General features: G+C 72.7%; 17 protein-coding genes. 6 read left to right on the top strand and 11 right to left on the bottom strand.

Going from position 1 to position 16,835, the window contains the following annotated elements:
* Window positions 1-38 precede the first annotated feature (38 nt).
* The 3 genes from fliN to flhB are packed head-to-tail and all read left to right on the top strand — an operon-like array spanning window position 39 to window position 2,550.
* The gene (fliN, locus tag MKK82_RS19780; RefSeq protein WP_238288462.1) at window positions 39-431 is read left to right on the top strand and encodes a flagellar motor switch protein FliN; all 393 of its coding nucleotides are present in this window, start codon (window positions 39-41) and stop codon (window positions 429-431) included.
* Between the two features lie 14 nt (window positions 432-445).
* A complete protein-coding gene (locus MKK82_RS19775; protein WP_238288464.1) occupies window positions 446-1,474 on the top strand; it encodes a flagellar motor switch protein FliG in 1,029 nt (342 codons plus the stop codon).
* Window positions 1,475-1,488: 14 nt separating this feature from the next.
* Entirely contained in the window at window positions 1,489-2,550 is a 1,062-nt protein-coding gene (gene flhB, locus MKK82_RS19770; protein WP_243986544.1) for a flagellar biosynthesis protein FlhB, read from the top strand.
* Window positions 2,551-2,611: 61 nt separating this feature from the next.
* Here flhB and MKK82_RS19765 read toward each other — a convergent pair whose 3' ends face one another.
* Window positions 2,612-4,759, bottom strand: coding sequence for a malate synthase G (locus tag MKK82_RS19765; RefSeq protein WP_243986543.1), 2,148 nt, complete (start codon window positions 4,757-4,759; stop codon window positions 2,612-2,614).
* A gap of 144 nt (window positions 4,760-4,903) precedes the next feature.
* Between MKK82_RS19765 and MKK82_RS19760 the strand changes: the two genes are divergently transcribed.
* Window positions 4,904-5,803, top strand: a complete 900-nt coding sequence (locus MKK82_RS19760; protein ID WP_238288471.1) for a LysR family transcriptional regulator — start codon at window positions 4,904-4,906, stop codon at window positions 5,801-5,803.
* A 289-nt stretch (window positions 5,804-6,092) separates the two neighbouring features.
* Here the strand turns inward: MKK82_RS19760 and MKK82_RS19755 are convergent, their stop codons facing one another.
* The 10 genes from MKK82_RS19755 to MKK82_RS19710 form a co-directional block, all read right to left on the bottom strand.
* Window positions 6,093-6,896: a class II aldolase/adducin family protein gene (locus MKK82_RS19755; protein ID WP_238288481.1), complete on the bottom strand. Its 804-nt coding sequence runs from the start codon at window positions 6,894-6,896 to the stop codon at window positions 6,093-6,095.
* A gap of 1,008 nt (window positions 6,897-7,904) precedes the next feature.
* A complete protein-coding gene (locus MKK82_RS19750) occupies window positions 7,905-9,200 on the bottom strand; it encodes an amidase (protein ID WP_238288491.1) in 1,296 nt (431 codons plus the stop codon).
* 66 nt (window positions 9,201-9,266) lie between these two features.
* Entirely contained in the window at window positions 9,267-10,046 is a 780-nt protein-coding gene (locus MKK82_RS19745; RefSeq protein ID WP_238288493.1) for an SDR family oxidoreductase, read from the bottom strand.
* Between the two features lie 123 nt (window positions 10,047-10,169).
* Window positions 10,170-10,448, bottom strand: a complete 279-nt coding sequence (locus MKK82_RS19740) for a hypothetical protein (RefSeq protein WP_238288495.1) — start codon at window positions 10,446-10,448, stop codon at window positions 10,170-10,172.
* A gap of 80 nt (window positions 10,449-10,528) precedes the next feature.
* On the bottom strand, window positions 10,529-10,666 hold the full coding sequence (locus MKK82_RS19735) for a hypothetical protein (protein ID WP_238288498.1): 138 nt from the start codon (window positions 10,664-10,666) through the stop codon (window positions 10,529-10,531).
* A gap of 168 nt (window positions 10,667-10,834) precedes the next feature.
* Window positions 10,835-11,311, bottom strand: coding sequence for a hypothetical protein (locus tag MKK82_RS19730; protein WP_238288500.1), 477 nt, complete (start codon window positions 11,309-11,311; stop codon window positions 10,835-10,837).
* A complete protein-coding gene (locus MKK82_RS19725; RefSeq protein ID WP_238288502.1) occupies window positions 11,308-11,820 on the bottom strand; it encodes a hypothetical protein in 513 nt (170 codons plus the stop codon). The genes MKK82_RS19730 and MKK82_RS19725 overlap by 4 nt, the downstream gene beginning before the upstream one ends.
* A 158-nt stretch (window positions 11,821-11,978) precedes the next feature.
* Window positions 11,979-12,332 carry a DUF3140 domain-containing protein gene (locus MKK82_RS19720; protein ID WP_243986542.1) on the bottom strand — a complete coding sequence of 118 codons (354 nt, stop codon included), beginning with the start codon at window positions 12,330-12,332 and terminating at the stop codon, window positions 11,979-11,981.
* Between the two features lie 984 nt (window positions 12,333-13,316).
* Window positions 13,317-13,556: a hypothetical protein gene (locus MKK82_RS19715; RefSeq protein ID WP_238288506.1), complete on the bottom strand. Its 240-nt coding sequence runs from the start codon at window positions 13,554-13,556 to the stop codon at window positions 13,317-13,319.
* A 662-nt stretch (window positions 13,557-14,218) separates the two neighbouring features.
* Window positions 14,219-14,635 carry a cupin domain-containing protein gene (locus MKK82_RS19710; protein WP_238288510.1) on the bottom strand — a complete coding sequence of 139 codons (417 nt, stop codon included), beginning with the start codon at window positions 14,633-14,635 and terminating at the stop codon, window positions 14,219-14,221.
* Window positions 14,636-15,096: 461 nt separating this feature from the next.
* Between MKK82_RS19710 and MKK82_RS19705 the strand changes: the two genes are divergently transcribed.
* Both MKK82_RS19705 and MKK82_RS19700 read left to right on the top strand, forming a co-directional pair.
* Complete coding sequence (locus MKK82_RS19705; RefSeq protein ID WP_238288525.1) at window positions 15,097-15,318, top strand: hypothetical protein; 222 nt, start codon at window positions 15,097-15,099, stop codon at window positions 15,316-15,318.
* Window positions 15,319-15,971: 653 nt separating this feature from the next.
* The coding region (locus MKK82_RS19700) for a CHASE3 domain-containing protein (RefSeq protein WP_243986541.1) at window positions 15,972-16,835 on the top strand (864 nt) is incomplete at its 3' end.

Genomic DNA, 16,835 nt, shown 5'->3' with positions numbered 1-16,835 from the left:
GCCGCGGCGCGGCCCTTCCCATCCTCGGAGAGTGCGTGATGTCCCCCCCTTCAGACCAGCCGAGCGCCGATGCCGGGTCCGGCGGCGGCCACAGCGAGAGCCTGTTCGCGAAGATCGAGGCCCAGGCCGAGGCGCAGCGCGCGCAGGACGAGCGCCTGGGCGGTGGCCGGAACCTCGATTCGATCCTGCGGATCCCGGTGCTGATGCAGGTGGTCCTCGGCTCGGCCACGATGCCGGTCTCCAACCTGATGAAGCTGGGCCGCGGCGCGATCGTCCCCCTCGACCACCGCGTCGGCGAGCCCGTCGACGTCGTCGTCAACGGCCGCGTCATCGCCCGCGGCGAAGTGGTCGTGGTCGAGGACGACAATTCGCGCTTCGGCGTGTCCCTCACCGAGATCGTCGGCCCCGCGGCGGCCGACTCCAACGGCTGACAGGAAGCATCGCCATGGCCGCAGGCGCGGTGACCAAGACCGGTCGGAGAATCCTGTCACCGTCCGAGGAGGTCGCGGCCGTCCTCATCGCGATGAACAAGGCCACGGCCAGCCGGCTGATCAAGTACTTCGACGGTGCCGAGCTGAAGCAGATCACGCGGGCGGTCGCGCTCCTGGGACCGGTGCCGCGGGGTGAGCTCGAGTCGATCATCGAGCAGGTGGCCGCCCTGTTCGCCGACGGCGCGAACTTGGTCGGAACGGCCCGGGAGATGGAGAAGCTCCTGGAAGGGGTCCTGACGCCCGAGCAGATCTCCGAACTCATGGCCGACGTCCTCGGCGCGGGGGAACGCTCGATCTGGGACCGGATCTCGAATGGCTCGGAGAGCGCCCTGGCCACCTACCTGATGAAGGAGCATCCCCAGACGGTGGCGCTGATCCTGTCGAAGGTGAAGCCCGCCTGCGCCGCCAAGGTGATGGCCCAGCTTCCAACCCCGCTGCGCAACGGCGTCATGCGGCGGATGCTGACGTTCAAGCCGATCGTCGAGGCGACGATGAAGATGATCGAGCAGACGATCCACGAGGACTTCATGATCAACCTGGCGCGCAACGCCGCCGCCGATACCCATTCGCGCATGGCCGACATCATCAACAAGATGGAGCGCCAGAGCATGGAGGAGGTCTTGGACAACCTCACGCAGTCGCGGCCCAAATCGGCGGAGATCCTGAAGAGCCTGCTCTTCACCTTCGATGACATCATCAACCTGACACCGCGGGCGCGCACGACGCTCTTCGATCAGGTCCCGCACGAGAAGGTCATCCTCGCCCTGAAGGGCACGAGCGGCCCGCTGCGCAGCGTCGTGCTCAGTGCCCTGACCGCCCGCGCCCGGCGCATCGTGGAGCACGAGCTGGAGGGCGGCGAGCCCGCCTCGCAGCGGGACGTGCTGGAAGCCCGCCGGTCCATCACCGACCAAGCGCTGGAGATGGCGGCCCGGGGCGAGATCGAGCTCAGCGCGGCCGATTCGGATGACACCTACATCCGCTAGGACGGGCGGCCGGCATGTCCGACGATAAGGAGAGCAAGACCGAGGCGGCGAGCGGCAAGAAGATCAGCGACGCGATCGAGCAGGGGAACATCCCGTTCTCGCGGGAAGCGCCGATCTTCGCCTCCATCCTGGGGATGCTGCTCTTCCTCGTCTACGTGGCGCGGGATCAGGGCGTCCCGTTCGTGCGGCGGCTCGCGCTGTTCCTCGAGCAGCCCGGCAACTACGCCGTGGAGACCAGTCGGGACGCGATGGCCCTCGTCCACGCGCTGGCCCTTGAGATGGGGCGGTTCCTGCTGCCCATCCTGGTGATCCTGCTCGCGGCCGGTATCGCCGCGTCGGTCTTCCAGAACGCGCCGCGCATCGTGTTCAAGCGGATCCGGCCGCAATGGTCGCGCATCTCCCCCGTGGCCGGCTGGAACAGGATGATCGGTCTGCAGGGACTGGTCGAGTTCGGAAAAAGCCTCTTCAAGTTCCTGGCGATCGGCGGCACGTCCATCCTGGTGCTGCGCGCGGACCGGCACGAGATCGTGAATGTCATGTTTGTGGATCCGGTCGGGCTGCCTGAGTTTCTGCTGACCCTGTCGGTCCGCCTCGTCTCGGCGGTCAGCGTCGCCACCATCGCGCTGGTCGCCGGTGACTTGGTCTGGACCCGGCTGCGCTGGCAGCGCGACCTGCGGATGTCGCGGCAGGAGCTGAAAGACGAATTCAAGCAGCTCGAGGGCGATCCGCTGGTGAAGGCCAGACTGCGCTCGCTGGCGCAGGACCGCCTGCGCAGGCAGATGATGGCGGCGGTGCCCCGCGCCACGATGATCCTCGCCAACCCGACGCACTACTCCATCGCCCTGCGCTACGACCAAGGCGAGAACGACGCCCCGATGGTGCTGGCCAAAGGCAGGGACCTCATCGCCCTCCGCATCCGCGAGATCGCCGAGAAGCACCGGATCGAGGTCGTGATCGACAAGGCCCTGACCCGGGCGATGTACGATCACGTCGAAGTTGATCGCGCCATCCCGGCGGAATTCTACCGGGCGGTGGCGAACCTGCTCGTCTACGTGATGACGCGCAAGCGGCGCTGAGGCGAAGCGGCGCGGTGCCGGACCGACCCGTCCCCGGTCATCCGGCGCCGCGCCTCCCGCCTCACGCTCCCCGGCGCTTCGCCTCCCGGCGGAACCGGTGCAGCACGAACTCCGTGTAGCCGTTCGGCTGCCGCGCGCCCTCGAACACCAGGGCCTGCGCGGCCCGGAAGGCCGGCCCGTCGAAGCCGGGGGCCATCGGCCGGTAGGCCGGATCGCCCGCGTTCTGGCGGTCGACCACGCCCGCCATCCGCCGCAGGGCTTCGGCGACCTGGTCCGGGTCGACGATGCCGTGGCGCAGCCAGTTGGCGATGTGCTGGCTGGAGATCCGCAGGGTGGCGCGGTCCTCCATCAGGCCGACCTCGTGGATGTCGGGCACCTTCGAGCAGCCGACGCCCTGGTCGATCCAGCGGACCACGTAGCCCAGGATCCCCTGGCAGTTGTTGTCGAGTTCCTCCCGCACCGCCTCCGGCGCGAAGGGGCCGTCGGCGAGCGGCAGGGTCAGCATGGCGTCCCGGGTCGCGGGCGCCCGGCCGGCGAGGTCCGCCTGGCGGGCGCGGACGTCGGTCCGGTGGTAGTGCAGCGCGTGCAGCGTCGCGGCGGTCGGGGACGGGACCCAGGCGGTGTTGGCGCCGGCCTCCGGATGGGCGCCCTTGGCGTCGAGCATCGCCGCCATCCGGTCGGGGGCGGCCCACATGCCCTTGCCGATCTGCGCGTGGCCCGGCAGCCCGCAGGCCAGCCCGGCATCGACGTTGCCGTCCTCGTAGGCCTGGATCCAGGCGGTCGCCTTCATGGCGTCCTTGCGGACCACCGGGCCGGCCTCCAGGGAGGTGTGGATCTCGTCGCCGGTGCGGTCGAGGAAGCCGGTGTTGATGAAGAACAGCCGGTCCGCGGCCGCGGCGATCGCCGCCTTGAGGTTCAGCGTCGTGCGCCGCTCCTCATCCATCACGCCGATCTTGAGCGTCCGCGGCTTGAGGCCGACGAGGGCCTCGACCCGCCCGAACAGCTCCACCGCGAAGGCGACCTCGTCGGGGCCGTGCAGCTTCGGCTTGACCATGTAGACCGAGCCGGTCCGGCTGTTGCGCACGGGGCCGGTGCCGTTCAGGTCGTGCAGGGCGATCAGCGCGGTCACCGCCGCGTCGAGGAGCGTCTCGGGGATCTCGTGGCCGTCGAGGGTCACGGCGTCCGTGTACATGTGATGGCCGACGTGCCGGACCAGCATCAGCGCCCGGCCCGGCAGGGTCAGGCTTCCGCCGTCGGGGGCCGTGTAGGTCCGGTCCGCGGCGAGGCGCCGCTCGACGGTGTGGCCCCCCTTGGGCAGGGTGGCGACGAGGTCGCCGCGCATCAGGCCGAGCCAGCTGCGGTAGACCGCGACCTTGTCGGCCGAATCCACGGCGGCGACGGAATCCTCCATGTCCATGATGGTCGAGAGGGCGGATTCCAGCACCACGTCGGCGATGCCGGCGGGGTCGGTGCGACCGATCGGGCTCGCCCGGTCGATGACGATCTCGACGTGCAGGCCGTTGTGGCGCAGCAGCAGCGCGGAGGGTGCCCCGGCGTCGCCCGTGAACCCGGCGAACGCGGCCGCGCCGGTCGGGCCGGCGCTGCGGCCCGCGCCGAGGTCGACCGCGAGGCGGCCGCCGGCCACCGAGAAGCCCACGGCATCCGACCAGGTGCCGACGCTGAGCGGTGCGACGGCGTCGAGGAACGCCCGGGTCCTGGCCACCACCGCGGCGCCGCGCGCCGGGTTGAACCCGGTGCCGGGGGCGAGGTCGCCGTCCTGCGGGATCGCGTCGGTGCCGTAGAGGGCGTCGTAGAGGCTGCCCCAGCGGGCATTGGCGGCGTTGAGCGCGTAGCGGGCGTTGGAGATCGGCACGACGAGCTGCGGGCCGGCGATCCGGGCGATCTCCGCGTCCACGTTCGCGGTGGTCACCCGGACGGTGGCGGGCTCCGGCTGCAGGTAGCCGATCCGCGTGAGGTAGGCCGCGTAGGCGTCCGGATCGTGCTTCAGGCCGCGATGGTCGCGGTGCCAGGCATCGATGTCGGCCTGGAGGCCGTCGCGCCGGTCCAGCAGCGCCCGGTTGCGCGGGGCGAGATCGCGGACGATCGCCGCGAAGCCCGACCAGAAGCCCTCGGCGGAGAGGCCCGTCCCGGGCAGCGCCTCCTCGGCCAGGAAGGTGCGGAGGTCTTCGGCGACGACGAGGCCCGACATGGCGGCTCCTTGGACGGGGACGGCGCCGTTCGTCAGAAAAAATCGAACGGCGCGTGAAGTTTTTTTGAGGTCTCCCTCGGTAGACCGCTTGGCACCCGCGAAAAAGGCGGCAAAAGGGATTTGATTCTTTCCGCAGCGTTGAGAATGCACGACCAGAGCGATCTCGAGATCTTCGCCCGGGTGGTCCGGACCGGCAGCCTGACCCGGGCCGGGTCGGAACTCGGCCTGTCGGTGGCGGTGGTCTCGAAGCGGCTGAAGCGGCTGGAGGAGCGGCTCGCCGTGCGCCTGCTGCACCGGACCACCCGCCAGGTCGCGCCGACCGATGTCGGCGCGGCGTTCTTCCAGCGGATCGCCCCGATCGTCGACGCCATCGCGGAGGCCGAGAGCCTCGTGTCGCAGACGGCGACCCGGGCCCGGGGGACCCTGCGGGTGACGGCGCCGAGCTCCTTCGGGCGGCTGCACATCGTCCCGCACCTGCGGGCCTTCTTCGCGCTCCACCCCGACATCGTGCTGAACCTCGAACTGAGCGACGATTTCGAATCGATCGTCGAGCGCGGCTACGACCTCGCGATCCGCGTCGGCGCGCTGAAGAGCTCCGGCCTCACGGCGGTGCGGCTCGCCCCGGTGCGGCGGGTGCTCTGCGCGCGGCCGGGCTACCTCGACGCGGCCGGACGGCCGGAGACCCTCGACGACCTGCGCGGCCATATCTGCCTCGCCACCGAGAACCAGAACCCCTGGCGGCTGATCGGGTCGGAGGGCCCCTGCACGGTCGGCGCGTCCGGTCCCCTGCGCACCCATTCCAACGAGGTCGTGCGCGAGGCGGTGATCGGCGGCCTCGGAATCGCGCTGCGCTCCACCTGGGACGTGCACGCGGAGCTGCGCGAGGGGCTCTTGGAGGTGGTGCTGCCCGCCTACACGGCGGCGGCCTCGGCGGGGATCTTCGCGGTCTACCCGAGCCGGGCCTTCGTGCCGGGCAAGACCCGGGCGTTCATCGCGTTCTTCAAGCAGATCTACCGGTCGAGCGGGGCCTGGGCCGAGGCATGAGGGTCTGGCGGCCTCGGCCAGGCGCCCTTCTCCCGAACGGGCGCGGATTGGCCGTCCGGGCTTAAACGGGCGGATCGACAGGCGGATCTGCGAGCGGCTGAGGGCCTCCCCGGCCTTCCCCATCCGGGAGCGGCGGAGACCGGAGCGCGCGGCCTCGCGGCAGCCCCAGGGATCGCGGGGCTTCCCGGAGGCCCGCCCGGGCCCGGCGGCGGGGGCACCTCACGAGGAGGTCGAGACCCCGAGCGCGTTCATCGTTCGAAGACCGCCGCGACGCGCCCCGTGAGGACCCTCACGCCGCCGCGAAGAAATCCGGATCGGTGCGCGCCAGCATCCGCTTGAACGCCGCCCACTCGTTGTCGGGCGCCCCCTGGACCACGACGCGGTCGTAGCCGGCGGCGTATTGCCCGGCGGTCTTGGCGGCGACGGCGGCGGAGGGCCGGATCACCGGGGCGCCCGCCCCCTGGATCGCCAGCTGCGCCCGGCACGAGCGCTCCATGTTGTGCATCAGCCGGAACGCCTCCCCGACCGTGCGCCCGCAGGTCAGCAGGCCGTGGTTGCGCAGGACCATCACGGGCTTGTCGCCGAGATCGGCCACCAGCCGCTGCCGCTCGTCGAGGTCGAGGGCGATGCCCTCGTAGGCGTGGTAGGCGAGGCGCCCCGTGAACTGCATCGACCACTGGTTCAGGGGCAGCAGCCCTTCCTCTTGGCAGGAGACCGCCACGCCCGCCACCGTGTGGGTGTGCAGCACGCAGACCGCGTCGTGGCGGGCGGCGTGGATGGCGCTGTGGATCGTGAACCCGGCCGGGTTGATGCCGAGGCCCATCGGATCCTCCAGCACCTGCCCGTCGATGTCGACGGTGACGAGGTTGTCCGGCGTCACCTCCTCGAAGCGCATCCCGTAGGGATTGATCAGGAACCGGTGCCCGCCCCCCGGCAGCCGCGCCGAGATATGGGTGTAGATGCTGTCGTCGAGGCCGAGGCGATGGATCAGCCGGTAGGCGGCCGCGAGGTCGACGCGCATCGCCTGGACGGCCTCCGGCTCGGCCGGATCCGTGTCCCGCTCCGTGACGATCGGTTGTGAGGCTGCGTTCATGCGGCGGCTCCCTGCGGTTAGGCCCGTCGGGATCGCCACCCGGCGCTGGCGGTCCCGTGACCCGGGCACGGTGGACTGCCACGGCGGGCGGCCCGGGCCCGGATCGCCCGCACGGTGCGCCATGGAACGCAACAAGGCAACGTGTTGGGGCCGGGACGGCCAGCGCCGCGGCTCGCGGGGCGGCACAGGACGGGAACGCTGCGCGCCGTCATCCCCGGGGCCCCGCAGGATCCCGGGACGACAGGGTCGCGCGGGCACGCGGCGTCGCCGGCGCAGCCGAGATCTTGACAATATTCCTATTTTGTCTTCTCACCGCACCCGCCGCGACGCGTCGTGAGTCGCCTCGGGGCGCCGGTCCGGTCAGCCGCCGGGCTGGCGGCGGTGGGCGGTGCCTGCGTCTGCCGCCGGCTGCGGCAGCCCCGGGCGCGGGACTCGACATGCCCCCGGCTCGGGCTGGGCGGCGGCGGGCGGCGGAAATGCCGCCGGCCGCGCAGGGCTTCTTCGACCCTGTCCTGGGCGGTGTGGTGGTCAGGCGACGCCCTCCATGACGAGGGGGCGTGCGACGAAGGCTCGCTCGGAAGCGTCGGGGGGCGCGAGCACCCCGGATCGTCTTAGCGTCGTTCGAGCCCCCGCGTGACGGACACCGGACGCATGAACGGACGAGGACGGGTGCCGGTCTGCCGGCGCGCGCTCGTCCGCGGGACGCGGGGAGGCCGGCTTTGAGCAACGTTGCGTTCGGGCTTCGCGGCGTCCCGCGTCACCCCGGAGGCGGGTTGGGCCTGCGCTTGAGCCATATCCCCGGCGGTCCGCCGCGCGGGGCCGCGGCGGCCTGCCTGCCGCCTCCCCTGCTGTCTCGCCTGGTGCCTCGCCTCGTGCCCCCTCGCCGCCGCCCGCCCCGGCCCTGGTCCGGGCGCCCCGGGCAGCGTGCGGGCGGCGAAGCCGCAGCGGTGGCGCAGGGCTCGACAGGGCTGCGCGCGACGAGGGCGGGGCCGGTGGCCGGCGCCGCTCTCAGCCCGCCTGGGAGGCCTCGACCGCCGCCTCGACCGCGGCCCCGATCGCCAGCAGCCGGCGGTCCCGTCCGTGCCGGGCGAGCAGCATCAGGCCCGCCGGCCGGGCGAGCCCGGGCATCGGCAGGGACAGGCCGGTGAGGTCGAAGAAGTTGCCGAAGGCGGTGTTGCGCAGCATCAGGCGATTGGCCGCCAGGAAGGCCGCGTCGTCCGCCTCCAGCGGGGCGGTGAGGGGCGCCGTGGCGGCGGTCGCCGGGAGCGCCAGTACGTCGAGGGGCGCCAGCCGCCGGTCGAAGGCGGCGATCAGCTCGGTCCGGCGGCGCATCGTCCGGACGTAGCGCGCCGCCGTCGCGCTCCGGCCGGCCACGATGCGGCGGTGGACCCGCCGGTCGTAGCGGGCGGCCTCGCTGTCCAGCCAGTCGGCGTGGATCGCCGCGGCCTCGATCGCCGCGAGGGAGCCGTCCGGCAACGCGGCGTCCATGGCGGCGAGGAGGTCGTCGATCGGGTGGTCGACGATCCGGGCGCCGGCGCGGGACAGGCGGGCCAGCACCCGCTCGAAGGCCTCGGCGACCACCGGCTCCGTCTCGGTGAACAGGAGGCCGCGCGGGACGCCGACGCGCAGGCCCGCCACGGCGAACGCGTCCAGCGGCGCGGGCTCCGCGCCCGCCAGCACGGCGTCCGCGGCCGCGCACTCCGCGACCGTCCGGGCGAGCGGACCGAGCGAATCGAGGGCGTAGGAGAGCGGGAAGGCTCCCTCCAGCGGCACGCGGCGGGCCGTCGGCTTGAAGCCCACGACGCCGTTCAGCGAGGCTGGAATCCGGATGGAGCCGCCCGTGTCGGACCCGATGGCGATGTCGCTCGTGCCCTGCCCCACCGAGACGCCGGCGCCCGAGGACGAGCCGCCCGGGATGCGCGCCGGATCGGCGGCGTTGCCGGGGGTGCCGTAATGCGGATTGAGGCCGAGCCCCGAGAAGGCGAATTCGGACATGTTGGTCTTGCCCAGGATCACCGCGCCGGCCCGACGCAGGCGGGCGACCACAGGGGCGTCTGCCCGCGCCGGAGGCGCGTCCGCCAGCAGGATCGAGCCGGCGCGCGTCGTCTCGCCGGCGACGTCGAACAGGTCCTTGATCGACACCATCGCGCCGTCGAGGGGGCCGAGGGAGATGCCGTCCCGGCGGCGGGCATCGGCGGCGTCCGCCGCCGCGCGGGCCTCGGACGGGTAGAGCCGGGTGAAGACCGCCGGGTCCCCCTCCGCGATGCGGGCCAGCCGCGCCTCGACGGTCTCGCGTACGCTCATGATCCTCACCGCGCGATGGTTCGAGCCGCCCCTGCAAGCGGAGTGCCCGATAGGGGCCGGCCCGCGTCAGAACGTGCCGGGATAGGCGCCGCCGTCCATCAGCAGGTTCTGGCCGGTGATGAAGCCCGCCTGCCGGCTGCACAGGAACGCGCAGGCCGCCCCGAACTCGTCGGGCTGGCCGAAGCGGCCGGCCGGGTTGTCGCGGGCCCGGGCCTCGAGGAAGGCCTCGACCGAGGTGCCGGCCTTGGCGGCGCCGGCTTCGGCGTTGCTGCGGATCCGGTCGGTGTCGAAGGGGCCCGGCAGCAGGTTGTTGATCGTCACGTCGTGCCGGACGGTCTTCCGGGCGAGCCCGGCCACGAAGCCCGTCAGGCCCGAGCGGGCGCCGTTCGACAGGCCGAGATGCTCGATCGGCGCCTTCACGGCGGCGGAGGTGATGTTGACGATCCGGCCGAACCCGCGGTCGATCATCCCGTCGACGGTCGCCTTGATGAGCGCGATCGGCGCCAGCATGTTGGCGTCCAGCGCCCGGATCCAGGCGTCGCGGTCCCAGTCGCGGAAATCGCCGGGGGGCGGGCCGCCGGCGTTGTTGATCAGGATGTCGGGCTCGGGGCAGGCCGCGAGGGCCGCGGCCCGGCCGGCCTCGGTGGCGATGTCCCCCGCCACCGCGGTGACCGTGACGCCGGTCTCGCGCCGGATCTCCGCGGCGGTCCGCTCCAGCGTCTCGGCGGTGCGGGCCGTGATGGTGACCGCGACACCCTCGCGGGCGAGGGCCAGGGCGCAGCCCTTGCCCAGACCCTTGCTCGCCGCGCAGACGAGGGCCCGGCGCCCACTCAAGCCGAGATCCATGTGCGGTCTCCCTGTTGCCAGCCCTCGCTACGAGGGTGGGGATTCATCCTGGCACGCTGCGGGCGCCCCCTGGAATCCGTGCCGCGCTCCAAGTCGCGCTCCAAGTCGCGCTCACGGCCGCGCTCACGCGCACTCGCTGTAGCCGGAGCGCTCGGCCTCCTGGCGCGCCGCGCTCAGGACGCGGCGGCGCCCCTGGCTGTCTCCGATCGCCAGCCAGTGGCGCACCAGGGCGAACAGCTCGCCGGCCTCCCCGTCCGGGGCCTCGTCCAGGAACGTCTCCACCGGCACGTCCAGCGCGCCTGCGAGCTTCCCCAGCAGCGCCCCGTGGCGTCCGTCGAGGCGTTCCCGGGCCGGCCTGCTGGACTGTGGCTGAGCCGGAGGCACGATCGTGAGCAGCGTCATCCCCTAGCAATGGCCTGGCCCCGAGACGGTTCGCGCACCGTCGGCGTCAGGGTGAAGAAACCCTCACCGGCATCCGGCACTCACCACGTACGCGGGTCGCGGGCGGCGGGGGCGTCGGGGACATCCTCCATCTCCGGCGCGATGAACCCCGCCCACAGCATGGCCAGCACGCCGGTGAGCAGCGGAAGGGCGGTGCTGAGAACGAGGCTGAGCGTCACGACGACCCTGCCGGCACGACGACGTCGGGGCGACGTCGATCGTCATCATTGCCCGGGCAGGCGTTGGCGCGCCCTTAAACAGGTTGGTCAGATTGTGGCGGATCCGGCGACCCGGCACATGGACACGCGATGCCTCCGGCCACGCCATATCCTGCCACCCGGATCCGCTCAGGGCTCGGCCGCGCCCCGGCTCAGGGCGCCGAACTCGCTGACCATGCACTCGTGCATGCGCCGCAGCCACGCGCGCGCCTCCGCGGTCCGGGCCTCCGCCTGCTCGGCCCGCTCGGCCGCCGCGCGGGCCTGTTCCTCGGCGCGCTCCGCCCGCGCGACGGCCGCGCGCAGCAGGCCCTCGGCGTGCTCGGCCCGATCCTCGGCGGCCCGCACCGCGGTCTCGGCCTCGCGCACCGAGCGCTGGGCCTCGCGGATCGAGTCGCGGGCATTCGTCTGGAGGGTGCGCACCTGGGAGGCGACGCCGCGCACGGCGGTCAGCGAAGCCGACCAGTCATCCCCGTCCGCGTCCCGGGGCGGGGCCCGCAGGGCGCCCGAGAACAGCGCGACGACCCGGTCGACCGGATCGGCCCGGCCGTCGCGCCCGCCCGGTCCGTCGTCCGGCGCGACGGTCGCGGCGCGGGCGGCGTTGCTCATGCCGCGGCCTGGTCGGTCAGGTCCGAGAATTCGGACAGGATCGCGTCCTGGACGCGCCCGAGCCATTCCTCGGCGTTCTCGGCCCGCTCCTCGGCGGCGCGGGCGCGCGCCTCGGCGGCCTTGACCCGCTCCTCGGCGGCGATGATCTGCGCCTCCGCGCGCACCTGGGCGTCCCGGGCCTGCATCTCCGCGACGCGGGCGCGCTCGTTGGCGGTGGTGATGTCCTCCCGGACGCGCTGCAGCACGTGCTCGATGCGCTCCTCCCGCTCGCGGGACTGCGCCTCGATCACCCGCGCTTGGCGGGCCGCGGTCTGCACGCGGTGGATCAGCGCGTCCCAGTCCTGCGGCGGCGGCGCCGGCAGTGCCGGCGGCGCGGGTTCGGCCTGCTCGGGAGCGGACGCGACGACGCGCAGCACGTTGCCGGCTTCGGGGGCAGCGCCCGGCTCGCGCCTGGCCTTGTCGGCGGGCCGGAACCGAGGATCGTCGAGAAGCCTCTGCAGCTCGCTCACGGAACGTCTACTCCCTACCGATCGCAACCCCTTCTTACTAAACTGTTTAGATTGGTTAACAAACGGTTAAGGCCGGATCGGGCCGCGGGGTGATTGTTAAGACGGCGGTTCCGGCGCGCCGTCCGGCGACCGATCCCGGCCGCGGGACCGTCCCGGGCTCACGCCCCCTTCATGGGATCGTGGCCCCAGTTCATCAGCGACAGCCGCCAGGGCGAGTCCCGCAGCGCGGCTTCGTCCTTCGGGCCGCCCTGCTTCAGGTGCCGGTGCACGTAGCCGACGACCTTGCGCATGTGCTGATAGTCGTCGTCCGACAGGTCGGCCTTCTTCGTGTGCAGGATCTCGACGATGCGCCGGCCCTCCTGGTGGCCGGTCGCCTCACCGGCTCCGTCCTTCTTCTGGCCGACCGATTGGCTGGCCTCGCTGCCCAGGTGCTTGTCCAGGGCCGACGCCGTCATGTTCACGGCCTCCTTGAACGCCGTATAGGTCGCCGCGTGATCGTCCTTCTCGGCCATCGCTCACCTCCCGTTCGCCCGTGCGGGGCAGTCCCCCCGGAGATCGCTCCGGCGCGGGTTCAGTTCCCGGCCGGTCGCGCATCCGGTCGGGCATCCGGTCGCGCGCGGCGCACCGCCGTGACGTGGTTGGTCCCAACGGCATGGGGGCGGGTGGACCGTGCCGGACGCGCCGTTCCGGGGCGCTCCCCCGAGCCGCCCGGCCCTCAGAGCGCGGTGATCCGGCGGTAGCTCGCGATGAACGCCTCCGCGGCGTCGCGGGTCAGATCCGTGACGACGAGGCCCGCGGCGAAGATGGTCCGGCGCCCATCCTGGTCCTCGGACATGCGGATCTCGGCCATTGCGCGCTTCCCGGTCGACCGGGAGCAAAGCCGCGGCGGCCGGACGGTTCCCTGAACGGCACCGCCGCGTCGATCCGGCCCATGGCGGCGCGGCGGGCGATCCGCGCGGGCCGGCGGCGGGCGCAGCATGGCGGCTCCTGACCCCGCCCCCTGCCCCCGCGCCCTGCCCCCGCGCCCGGATCCTGCGCATGCCGTCCGCGGCCCCCGCCGCGGATCCGGGACCGAGGGGGCGTTCTGGGCGCAGCCGGCCGACGCGGTGCCGACCTGAACGATCGCGCGCCGCCATTGCGAGGGCCTGAACCGCCCGCTCGGTCCCGGCGGCACGATGCGGCTCATCGGGTGGATCGGCGCGGCGGGCGGCCTCCCGCCGCCCGAGGCCGAATCCGGGTTCGAGGTTGAGCGTCGCACCTGGGCGCGGATCGGGCGCCTCCTGTTCCGGCGCCTGACGGACCGCCGTGAGGACCGCTGCGTTCTGCCCGCGCACCTGCGCGGCGGGGTCGAGCGCGCGGCGGCGCGTCGAGGGTTAAGGCGCGGCCCCGTCGAAGGTCCGCCATCCGGTGCGGCGGACCGTATCGCATCGCGCGAAGCGTCCCGTCGCCGACCCGGGCGGAGCGAAGGCCCGGGCGGGGGCGTCTCGTGAGGCGCTCTACAGGCTCTCGAGCGCTTCGTGCGCCATGCGGCTGATCAGGGCATCCCGCTTGGCCTGCCGGATGACGATGCGGGCGGCAGCGCGCGCGGCGGCGGCGCGCATCGCGCCCCGGGGGCTTCCATCACGCAACGCGCGCCAGGCGAGCTTCCGGAACCAGTTCACGTTGGCCACGGCGATGGATCGCCGTTCCGCGTAACGGCCCTGATTGTCCGGATGCGGAGCAGTCAGCGTCAACATGATCCCGGCCTCCGAAGAGGGATGCCCAACGCCTGTTCGTTACTGGGACCACAAATTACATTCTTCCCGTTCAACTGCAATACTGATTTCATCGTACGTATTCGTGCGCGGGTGCGGCGTCGTGCGAGCGACGCGGCCCGGGCCGACGCGATCCCGAATAGGTCCCGTGGCGGTTCGGGCCGCGGTAGCACTTGCCGCGCGCGCTCGACGTCGAACGGGATGAGGAAATATGGTTTATCATCTCGATCCATGATCGTGCAGGGCGCCCGTTTTTCGCTTCGCAGCCGATCCGCTGTGCCGCCGATCCCAGGCGCGGCTTCCAAGCGTGGCCGGGGGTGATCGACGTCGGAGCCCGGGGCCCGGGTGGGTGAAGCGGGGCGTTGCGCCCGGGACCCTGGTGCCGATGACGGCCGGATACGCCCTCCTGTCGACCGGACCGCGGGCTGCACCCCGCTGCTGCCAGCCGCGTCGGCCCAGGGGGCGGCAGGTCGCCGGCAGCGCGACGCGGCATCGGCCATCCCGGCCGAGCCGGAGGCCGCCCTCGCCCCGGCGCTCATCGACGCGCCGGCCCGGCACGGTGCCGCCCATGGCCGTCCGGGACAGTCGCGAAGACGAAGGCTCCGTGCTCGGGCCGCCGAGACCGGCGCGGCGAACGGTGGCGGTCAGGCCGGCGAGGCCAGGGGCTTCCCCTTCTCGACCGTGTATGTCCCCGCGACCCGGGTCGCGCCGGCGCCGTTGCGCAGGCTGTGCGGCGTGACCGCGGGGACCTGGAAGCTGTCCCCGGCCCTCAAGGTGCGGTTCGGCTGGCCATCCACGAGCAGCTCCGCCTCGCCCGCCAGGATGACGGAGGATTCGATGCCCGGATGCGTGTGGCGGGCCACGATCGCCCCCGGTGCGATCTCGGCGGCGACCTGAACGACGACGTAGTGTCCGCCCGGCAGCTCTTCGGTGCTGAGGATCGTCCGGGTGACGCCGGAGGTCTGCCCGGACGGCTGCTGCTGGGCGTCGACCGCCGTCGCCGCGAAGCCGGTCAACACGGCACAGAGCGCGCAGTCCACGAAGCCCCGTCTCGTCAGCATGGACACCTCCTCCAGAGCGGCGCGCCTGTCTGCTTCACCGGACGCCAATTCACCGGACGCCAAGTCGCGCTCGATCGGGAGCCCGCGCACCGTTTCTTAGCGTGACGGGCGATCCCCCGTCAGGTCCGGGACGCCGGTTGCGGGCCGAGGAGCGGGCTTTGCACGAAACACCTCCGCGACGATGTCTGCCGAATGCCCGCGGTGTCCGGTCCGAATGCCGCTTTCGCGGTGGAGATCACATGTTTTAGCGATGCGGAGCACAGGTTTCCTGTCCGCGGGCCCCGATCTGCGGTGTCGGCGCGGGAAGCCGGCTTCCCGCCCCACGCGGCCCCGCGATGCGGCCGTGTCGAAGGTCCGTGAGCGGTGCACCGCCGCGTGCCGCGATATCGGCCCGGGTGCGGAACCGCGGCGCCGCTCCGATCTTGCCCCGTATGCCCGAGAGGAAGTCCGCCAGGAAGACGTTGCCCGCGCCAGCGGCGGTCGCGAAGCCCCCCGCGAAGGTCGGGCTGCCGACGCGCCTCGCCGCGATCCAGGACCGGTACCGTCGCGCCCTGTTGGAGGCTCAGGGCCGGCCCTACGGGGAACAGGGCGACCAGATCCGCGCCGCGCTGGCGACGCTGCTGGCCGAGAAGGCGGCCCTGGGCATCCAGGACGGTGACGAAGCCGCCGGCGCCTCGGACTAGGGTCGCCCGTCTCGCGCCAAAGGACGGCGCGCGCCCAGCGGACGCGCGCCGCAAGTCGGCTCGCGGTCTCATCGACGAGCCGAAACCGCCCAGGGCAAGGCGCGGGCCACGCCCGGCGGCGCCCTCGCGGGTCCGACGATCCGCCGCCGCCATTGCCGCCGTCGGCGGCGCGGCCGGTGGGCGAGTAGGTGAAGGCCTCCGCATCGCCCGTCGAGTTGGGCTGCCGCGTGATCACGCCGGGGGCCCCCGGCGGCACCACGACCCGTGTGTCGGTCGGAGTCTCGATGACGGCCTGCGCGAAGGCGGGGGGCGCCAAGGCCGTGAACACGGCCACGGCGAAAACACGTCGGGTCGCGCTGATCTCCTAGTGCGTCCGGAAACCGGGCGGAAAGCGGTGGATCCGCGCCATGTCTGCAAAAGCCTGAGGGATGTGCGCCGACGCACCCGATCTACAGACGGAAACACGACGTCTTGATCGTAACATCTCAATAGATCTTGGGCGGCGGCGCCCTTGTTCTTGATGCCGGCGCCGGATCGGCGGGCCTTGCCGGGTCCGGCGCGCCGGGAACGCGCGGGGCAGGTTTCGGGCGCGGACGCGCCCTGGTATCGGCCTTCCGCGACGCGGTCCGCGGGGCCGAGGGGAGAAGTCGGATATGCCGAACACGTCTGGCCTCAACCGCACGCTGGGCGGTGCCATCGGCGTCATCGCGCTCGTGACGATCCTCAGCAGCGGCGCGGTGCTGGTCACCCGCAACCAGCTGCAATCGGCCAACGAGGCCCTGGCCCATTCCGGCCAGGTGATCCGCGCCCTCGACCGGTTCCGCGCGGCCATGCTCAACCAGGAGACCGGGCTGCGCGGCTACCTGATCACCGGTCGCGAGGGGAGCCTCGAACCCTACCGGTCGGGGCGCCCCGCGCAGGACGACGCGATCAGGCAGCTGCGGTCCGAAATCGGGACCGATGCCGAGCGCGGGGCCCTGCTGGCCGATGCCGTGACGGCGGCGCGGACGTGGCAGGCCGACATCGGCGAGGCGGCCATCCGGCGCGCGGCCGATCCGGCGACGCGCTCGGAGGCGCTCGACATCGAGGCCGACGGCAAGGGCAAGGCGATGTTCGACACGCTGCGCGCCAAGCTGGCCGCCATCGAGTCCCTGGAGGAGCGCACGCAGGCGATGCAGCGGGCGCGCGTCCTGCAGGCCGAGCGCGACGAGAGCGTCGCCCTGTGGGGCGGCACCCTGATCACCCTCCTGATCTGCGCCGGCATCGGTCTGGCCGTGAACCGGCTGATCGTCCGGCCGCTCGTGCGGGTGATGGCCTTCGTCGAGCGCGTCGGCGAGGGCGACCTCGCGGGACGGCTGGAGGCTGGCGTGGGCGGGGAGGTCGGGCGTCTATCGGGGACTCTGAACGCGATGGTGTCTGGGCTTTCGGATCTTGCGCGGACGAACCGTGCGGCGACGGCGGACCTGAACGCGGCTGCGTCGGAGATCCGTGCGTCGGCGCAGGAGCAGGCGGCGTCG

The sequence above is a fragment of the Methylobacterium sp. E-046 genome (genome assembly GCF_022829625.1).
GTDB classification, from domain to species: Bacteria; Pseudomonadota; Alphaproteobacteria; order Rhizobiales; family Beijerinckiaceae; genus Methylobacterium; species Methylobacterium longum.
The sequence above is the reverse complement of the archived record's forward strand: the minus strand, read 5'-3'. Positions and strand labels throughout refer to the sequence as shown.

Excerpts from the sequence above, each read along its gene's own strand:
- fliN (WP_238288462.1), top strand. The coding sequence starts at position 39 with ATGTCCCCCCCTTCAGACCAGCCGAGCGCCGATGCCGGGTCCGGCGGC.
- MKK82_RS19775 (WP_238288464.1), top strand. The coding sequence starts at position 446 with ATGGCCGCAGGCGCGGTGACCAAGACCGGTCGGAGAATCCTGTCACCG.
- flhB (WP_243986544.1), top strand. The coding sequence starts at position 1,489 with ATGTCCGACGATAAGGAGAGCAAGACCGAGGCGGCGAGCGGCAAGAAG.
- MKK82_RS19765 (WP_243986543.1), bottom strand. The coding sequence starts at position 4,759 with ATGTCGGGCCTCGTCGTCGCCGAAGACCTCCGCACCTTCCTGGCCGAG.
- MKK82_RS19760 (WP_238288471.1), top strand. The coding sequence starts at position 4,904 with ATGCACGACCAGAGCGATCTCGAGATCTTCGCCCGGGTGGTCCGGACC.
- MKK82_RS19755 (WP_238288481.1), bottom strand. The coding sequence starts at position 6,896 with ATGAACGCAGCCTCACAACCGATCGTCACGGAGCGGGACACGGATCCG.
- MKK82_RS19750 (WP_238288491.1), bottom strand. The coding sequence starts at position 9,200 with ATGAGCGTACGCGAGACCGTCGAGGCGCGGCTGGCCCGCATCGCGGAG.
- MKK82_RS19745 (WP_238288493.1), bottom strand. The coding sequence starts at position 10,046 with ATGGATCTCGGCTTGAGTGGGCGCCGGGCCCTCGTCTGCGCGGCGAGC.
- MKK82_RS19740 (WP_238288495.1), bottom strand. The coding sequence starts at position 10,448 with ATGACGCTGCTCACGATCGTGCCTCCGGCTCAGCCACAGTCCAGCAGG.
- MKK82_RS19730 (WP_238288500.1), bottom strand. The coding sequence starts at position 11,311 with ATGAGCAACGCCGCCCGCGCCGCGACCGTCGCGCCGGACGACGGACCG.
- MKK82_RS19720 (WP_243986542.1), bottom strand. The coding sequence starts at position 12,332 with ATGGCCGAGAAGGACGATCACGCGGCGACCTATACGGCGTTCAAGGAG.
- MKK82_RS19715 (WP_238288506.1), bottom strand. The coding sequence starts at position 13,556 with ATGTTGACGCTGACTGCTCCGCATCCGGACAATCAGGGCCGTTACGCG.
- MKK82_RS19710 (WP_238288510.1), bottom strand. The coding sequence starts at position 14,635 with ATGCTGACGAGACGGGGCTTCGTGGACTGCGCGCTCTGTGCCGTGTTG.